At 63.7% G+C, this 6,723-nt stretch carries 6 protein-coding genes; all 6 read left to right on the top strand.

All coding sequences use genetic code 11. From position 1 onward, the window contains the following. Positions 1–86: 86 nt before the first annotated feature. Positions 87–977 (top strand): SMP-30/gluconolactonase/LRE family protein, encoded by an 891-nt coding sequence (locus tag ENZ75_RS16085; RefSeq protein WP_063170401.1) that lies wholly within the window; start codon positions 87–89, stop codon positions 975–977. A 95-nt stretch (positions 978–1,072) separates the two neighbouring features. Next, a complete protein-coding gene (locus ENZ75_RS16080; RefSeq protein WP_013528926.1) occupies positions 1,073–2,086 on the top strand; it encodes an ABC transporter substrate-binding protein in 1,014 nt (337 codons plus the stop codon). Positions 2,087–2,135: 49 nt separating this feature from the next. Beyond that, positions 2,136–3,626 (top strand): sugar ABC transporter ATP-binding protein, encoded by a 1,491-nt coding sequence (locus tag ENZ75_RS16075; RefSeq protein WP_245481161.1) that lies wholly within the window; start codon positions 2,136–2,138, stop codon positions 3,624–3,626. Between the two features lie 112 nt (positions 3,627–3,738). Further along, positions 3,739–4,734 (top strand): inositol 2-dehydrogenase, encoded by a 996-nt coding sequence (iolG, locus tag ENZ75_RS16070; RefSeq protein ID WP_063169773.1) that lies wholly within the window; start codon positions 3,739–3,741, stop codon positions 4,732–4,734. Positions 4,735–4,763: 29 nt separating this feature from the next. Continuing rightward, on the top strand, positions 4,764–5,558 hold the full coding sequence (locus ENZ75_RS16065) for an SDR family oxidoreductase (RefSeq protein WP_013528365.1): 795 nt from the start codon (positions 4,764–4,766) through the stop codon (positions 5,556–5,558). Positions 5,559–6,075: 517 nt separating this feature from the next. Beyond that, a partial coding sequence (locus tag ENZ75_RS16060) for a 3-deoxy-7-phosphoheptulonate synthase (RefSeq protein ID WP_128278178.1) occupies positions 6,076–6,723 on the top strand: 648 nt, incomplete at its 3' end.

Raw genomic sequence — 6,723 nt, 5'->3', positions numbered from 1 at the left:
GCCCCAACAAGAAGACTGTATCGGGAAGCGCTCATGCCATTCGTCACCATGCGGAGTAGCACGGCTGTTCGCGCCGGGAGCCGATGATGTCGGTGCCGGCGCGTGCGCGCCATTCCGGTTTCGACGATGTCGTCGGCGATGCGCCGATCGAAACGCTGGCGAGCGGCTTCGGCTTCCTCGAAGGGCCGGTCTGGCATCCCTATGAGAAATGGCTGGTCTTCTCCGACATTCCGGAAAGCCGGATGTATCGCTGCAGTGCCGAGGGCGAGATCGAGCTGTTCCGCGAGCCGAGCCATAAGGCCAATGGCAACACGCTGGACCGCCAGGGGCGGCTGGTCACCTGCGAGCACGCAACGAGCCGCGTGACCCGCGCCGAGCCCAACGGCAGCGTGACCGTGCTGGCCACGCATCATCAGGGCAAGCAGCTCAACAGCCCGAACGATATCGTCGTTGCCACCGGCGGATCGATCTACTTCACCGATCCGGGCTATGGCCGGAGGGAGTTCTATGGCGTGCCACGCCCGCAGGAGCTGCCGTTCCAGGGCGTCTACCGCATCGATGGCGACGGCGCCCGGCTGACATTGCTGGCCGACGATTTCGGGCAGCCGAACGGGCTGTGCTTTTCGCTGGACGAGTCGCGGCTGTTCATCAACGACACCGAACGCGGGCACATCAGGGTGTTCGGCGTCGAAGCCAATGGCGACCTCAATGGCGGCGCGGTGTGGGCAGCAACCGAGGGCGACGGGCCGGGAGCGCCCGACGGCATGAAGATCGACAGCCGCGGCAATCTTTACTGCACCGGACCCGGCGGCATCCACATTTTCGACGCGTCGGGCACCATTCTTGGCGTCATCCGGACGCCCGAAGATTGCGCGAATTTCACCTTCGGCGACGACGATTTGCAAAGCCTCTACATTGCCGCGTCGACGTCGCTGTACCGGCTCAGGGTGCGCGTGCCGGGATTGAGACTGTTTTGAGCTCGCGACAATCCGTGCTCAAATCAGAGTTGGGAGTGAGGCCGGGTCAAAGCCGGTGGGAATACAGCAGTCAACACATCTGGGAGGATAACGACATGAAGAAACTGTTCGTTCTGGGCGCTCTGGCGGCAATGCTCGCTTCGGGCACGGCGCTGGCCGACACCAGTGGCAAGAAGATTGCTTTTTCCAACAATTATGCCGGCAATTCCTGGCGACAGGCGATGCTCGACAGCTATGGCATCGTCACCAAGAAGGCGGTCGCCGACAAGGTGGTCGGCGCGGCCGACATCTTCACCACCGCCGACAAGGAGGTGCCGACGCAAGCGGCGCAGGTGCAGAACCTGATCCTGCAGGGCTATGACGCCATCGTCATCAACGCTGCCTCGCCGGATGCGCTCAACGGCGCCATCAAGCAGGCCTGCGATGCCGGCATCACCGTCGTCTCCTTCGATGGCACCGTGACCGAGCCTTGCGCCTACCGCGTCGTCGTCGACTTCAAGGACATGGGCAAGCAGGAAGTCGAGCAGATGGCCAAGTTCCAGCCCAAGGGCGGCAATCTGCTTGAAATCCGCGGCCTTGCCGGCACCTCGATCGATGATGCCATCCATGCCGGCATCCTCGAAGGCGTCGCCGCCCATCCCGAGTTCAAGATCGTCGGTTCGGTGACCGGCGACTGGGACCAGACGACGGCGCAAAAGGCGGTGGCGACCATCCTGCCGTCGCTGCCCGACATCGTCGGCGTCGTCGATCAGGGCGGCGACGGTTACGGCGCCGCACAGGCCTTCGCCGCCGCCGGCAAGCCGCGCCCAACCATCATCATGGGCAACCGCCAGGACGAGTTGCAGTGGTGGAAGGAGCAGAAGGACAAGGACGGCTACCAGACCTGGTCGGCATCGATCGCGCCCGGCGTGTCATCGCTCGCCTTCTGGGTGGCGCAGCAGGTGCTCGACGGCCGCACCGATATTCCGCACGACCTGCTGGTGCCGTATCTGGCCTTCACGCAGGACGATTTCGAGGCCGAGCTGCCAAAGATCCCCAAGGGCGGCGTCGCCAGCCACGAATACACGCAGGAAGACGCGATCGCGGCCATCAAAGCCAACATCAAGTGAGTGTCGGCCAAGCGTTGCCGTCCGTATCGCCAAGCGAGTATCGTTGAGCATGCCCAGGGGTAACGCTGACATCATCAGACTGAACGGCGCCGAAAAGCATTTCGGCGCCGTTCGCGCGCTGGGTGGCGTGGATTTTCACGTCGGACCCGGCGAATGCGTCGGGCTCGTCGGCCACAATGGCGCCGGCAAATCGACGCTGATGCACATGGTGGCGGGCACGCTGGTGCCCGACAGCGGGCAGATCGGCGTGCATGGCGACACCGAGGACAACTACTCGGTGTCGCGCGCGCAGCAGCTCGGCATACGCTGCGTGTTTCAGGAACTGTCGCTGTGCCCCAATCTCAGCGTCGCCGAGAACACACGCATCAACCACGCTTCGCTGCGTGGCTTCGGCTGGCGGCGCAAGGCGGCCGAGCTGATCGCCGCCAAGCTCGACGAGATCTTTCCGGGTCATAGCATCTCGGCGTCGGACATTGTCGGCGACCTGTCGATCGGCCGTCGCCAGATGGTCGAAGTGGCGCGCGCCTTCACCGTCACCCAGGATCGTCTCGACCTCGTCATCCTCGACGAGCCGACATCGTCGCTCGACGCGCATACGGCGGGCCAGTTGCTGGCCTTCGTGCGCCGCTTCGTTGCCGGCGGCAAAAGCTGCATCCTGATCTCGCATGTGCTGGGGGAGGTGCTGCGCAACGCCGACCGCATCGTGGTGATGCGCGACGGCAAGGTGGTTGTCGCCGACGCCGCCACCGCCTTCGACCGTAACCGGCTGGTGACGGCGATGGGCGGCGCGGAAGCGCGCCAGAAGATCGCGGCGCAAATCGCTGCCGCCAAGCCCGCCGCCAGTCCGCTGAGGGTCCGGGCGCGGCCCGCCGCGCAGAAGGACGGCACCGACCTCGTCGCCTGCGCTGGGGAGATCATCGGCCTTGCCGGGCTGGCGGGCCACGGCCAGACCGATCTGCTGCTGGCGATCTTCCGCGGCGCCACGCGCGCCCGGGCCGGCATCGAGGTGACAGCGCCGGTGGCGCTGGTCGCCGGCGACCGCCAGTCGGACGGTATCTTTCCGGAATGGTCAATCGCCGAGAATATCGGCATCCGCTCGCTGGCGCGGCTGCGCAGCGGGCTGCTGATCTCGCCGCAGCGTGAGGCCGAGCTTGCTGCATTCTGGCAGAAGAAGATCGGCATCCGTACGCCTGATATGAACAACAACATTTTCTCGCTATCGGGCGGCAACCAGCAGAAGGCGCTGTTTGCGCGTGCGCTCGGCTCGGATGCACAGATCGTGCTGATGGACGACCCGATGCGCGGCGTCGACATCGGCACCAAGCTGGAGGTCTACGACCTCGTGCGCGAGGAGGCTGCCCGCGGCCGTACCTTCCTCTGGTACACCACGGAAACCGAAGAGCTCGACAATTGCGACCACATCTATGTCTTCAAGAACGGCCGCATCGTCGCCAATCTGCGCAAGGAGAACACCGACGGAAACGATATCGTCTCCTACATCACCGGCGCCAAGACCGGGGAGGCGGAACTCGCGGCCTAAAACAGGATGGTCATCCTGTTTTCTGGCGCGCTCGAAAAATAGCCTTGCCACCTTTCCCCAAAAGCAAGGTGCGGACAACTCTCTCCAACCCATTCCCCCAGAGGAAATACCCATGACCGTTCGCTTCGCTCTCCTCGGTGCCGGCCGCATCGGCAAGGTCCACGCCCGTGCCGTCGGCTCCAATCCGCAGGCCAAACTGGTTGCGGTTGCCGATGCGTTCGAGAAGGCGGCCACCGAACTGGCCAGCGCCTATGGCGCCGAGGTGCGCAGCATCGAGGACATCGAGAAAGCCGGAGATATTGACGCCGTCATCATCTGCACGCCGACCGACACCCATGCCGATCTGATCGAGCGCTTCGCCAAGGCCGGCAAGGCGATCTTCTGCGAGAAGCCGATCGACCTCGACGTCAAGCGCGTCGAGAAATGCCTGGCCGTGGTCGACAAGGCCAAGGCGACGCTGATGGTCGGTTTCAACCGGCGTTTCGACCCGCATTTCGCCGCTGTGCGCAAGGCGATCGACGACGGCGCCATCGGCACCGTCGAGATGGTCACCATCACCTCGCGCGATCCGGGCGCGCCGCCGATCGATTACATCAAGCGCTCGGGCGGCATTTTCCGCGACATGACCATCCATGATTTCGACATGGCGCGCTTCCTGCTCGGCGAGGAACCAGTTGCCGTGAGCGCGCATGCCTCGGTGCTTGTGGACAAGAAGATCGGCGAGGCCGGCGATTTCGACTCGGTCAGCGTCATTCTCGAGACCGCGTCCGGCAAGCAGGCCGTCATCTCCAACTCGCGCCGCGCCACCTATGGCTACGACCAGCGCATCGAGGTGCATGGCTCGAAAGGCATGGTGGCTGCCGAGAACCAGCGGCCGGTGTCGATCGAACTGGCCAATGAGAAGGGCTATACGCGCCCGCCGCTGCACGACTTCTTCATGACCCGCTATCTCGACGCCTATGCCATCGAGATTGCCTCTTTCATCGCCGCCGCGACCTCGGGCAAGAAGGCATCACCCAGCGGCGCCGATGGGCTTATCGCGCTTCGATTGGCGGACGCCGCGCTAAAGTCGGCAACCACCGGCAAGACCGTCCGCCTCGACAAGTAAGAACCGGAACTCAATCCAGGAGCAAAGCGATGAGCGCATCCGCCGATCGCAATTCACAGACACGCGCCATCGTCACCGGCGGCGCGCAAGGCATCGGCTTTGCCGTTGCCGAAGCGTTGGCCGACGAGGGCTGCCGGGCGCTGGCGCTCATCGGCCGCTCGCAGGAGAAGGGCGACAAGGCTGTCGCCCATTTCAAGAAAGCCGGCGTCGATGCGATTTTCATCAGCGCCGATGTGTCAAAAGTGGCGGACTGCAAGCGCGCGGTCGCCACCGCGATCTCGCATTTCGGCACCGTCAACGCGCTGGTCAACGCCGCCGCCACTTCGGCGCGCGGTTCGCTGGTCGAAACCTCCGAAGAGTTGTTCGATACGATTTTCGATACCAATGTGCGCGGCCCGTTCTTCCTGATGCAGGGCGTGGTGGCGCATCTCCTGGAAAAGAAGGCACCCGGCTCGATCGTCAACGTGCTGTCGATGTCGGCGCATACCGGCCAGTCGTTCCTGACGCCCTATTCGACCAGCAAGGGCGCGCTGATGACGCTGACCAAGAATGTCGCCAATGCCTATCGCTACAACCGCATCCGCTGCAATGCGGTGCTGCCCGGCTGGATGGATACGGAAGGCGAGGACATCGTGCAGAAGAAGTGGCACGACGCGCCGGACGACTGGCTGGCGAAGGCCGAAGCGACGCAGCCGATGGGCCAGTTGGTCAAGCCGGACCAGCTTGCCCGTCTGATCAGCTACATGGTCAGCCCGCAGTCCGGTGTCATGACCGGGTCGCTGGTCGACTACGATCAAAGCATTGCGGGGGCGTCACCGGAGTAACGCCGGCGAGTCTCAAACGCCCATCACTTCGTCATCCACGGGCGGTGCAAGGAGCGTAGCGACGCGGCGCAGACCCGAGGATCCATGCCGCGACTTCTGAGCGTTGCTGCGGTGCGGAATTCTGCTCCGCTGCACCATTCGGCCAAAGTCACGGAATGGATCCCAGGGTCTCCGCGACGGAGCTTCGCTCCTGCTCCGCCCAGGGATGACGAAATTTGGGTGCTTCGGCCATCCCGAATTGTCTCCGCATCAGGGCACGTGACAAGTGCCTCCGCATCGACTATATGAGCCTCATGATCAACCTGACCGTCACATATTGGTACTTTAGGAGCTCGCTGGCGGCGGGAGGATTGCGCTCGATCTGAAGATTGCAGCAACAAGATCCGAACAGCCGCCATACCTGGCGGCTTTTTTGTTTTCAGCCGGCAGGTTTCCTCTAAATCAAAGGGGAGCATGATGTCGTCCGAAAACCGCTTCACACTTTTCGGCATCATGCTCTCGACAGGAGCAGAAAGCCGTGTTGACCACCACAGACGACCTCCGGGTCAAGGAAATCCGAGAACTGAGCACACCGGACGAGGTGATGCGGGAGATACCGCGCACTTTGACGGCGACGCGCACCGTCAGCGCATCGCGCAATGCAACCCATGCCATCTTGAACGGGACCGACGACCGGCTGCTCGTCATCGTCGGCCCGTGTTCGATCCACGATCCGGTCGCGGCCGTCGATTACGCCAGCCGTCTCGCGGCGCTGCGCGAGAGCCTGTCGGACCGGCTGGAGATCGTGATGCGGGTCTATTTCGAAAAGCCGCGCACGACGGTCGGCTGGAAAGGCCTGATCAACGATCCCCACCTCGACGGCAGCTTCAACATCGACAAGGGGCTGCGGATGGCACGCAATGTGCTGTCGGCCGTCAACAATCTCGGCCTGCCGGCTGCGACCGAATTCCTCGACATGACCACCCCGCAATACATTGCCGACCTCGTCGCCTGGGGCGCGATCGGCGCGCGCACGACCGAGAGCCAGATCCACCGCGAACTGGCCTCGGGCCTCTCCTGCCCGGTCGGCTTCAAGAACGGCACCGACGGCAATCTGCGCATAGCCGCCGAGGCGGTGAAATCCGCCGCGCAGCCGCATCATTTCATGGCGGCGACCAAGGGCGGG

The organism is Mesorhizobium sp. M7A.F.Ca.CA.002.04.1.1 (genome assembly GCF_004022805.1).
Classification (GTDB): Bacteria; Pseudomonadota; Alphaproteobacteria; order Rhizobiales; family Rhizobiaceae; genus Mesorhizobium; species Mesorhizobium ciceri.
Note: the sequence above shows the minus strand (reverse complement) of the source record. Positions and strands in the feature narration are given on the sequence as shown.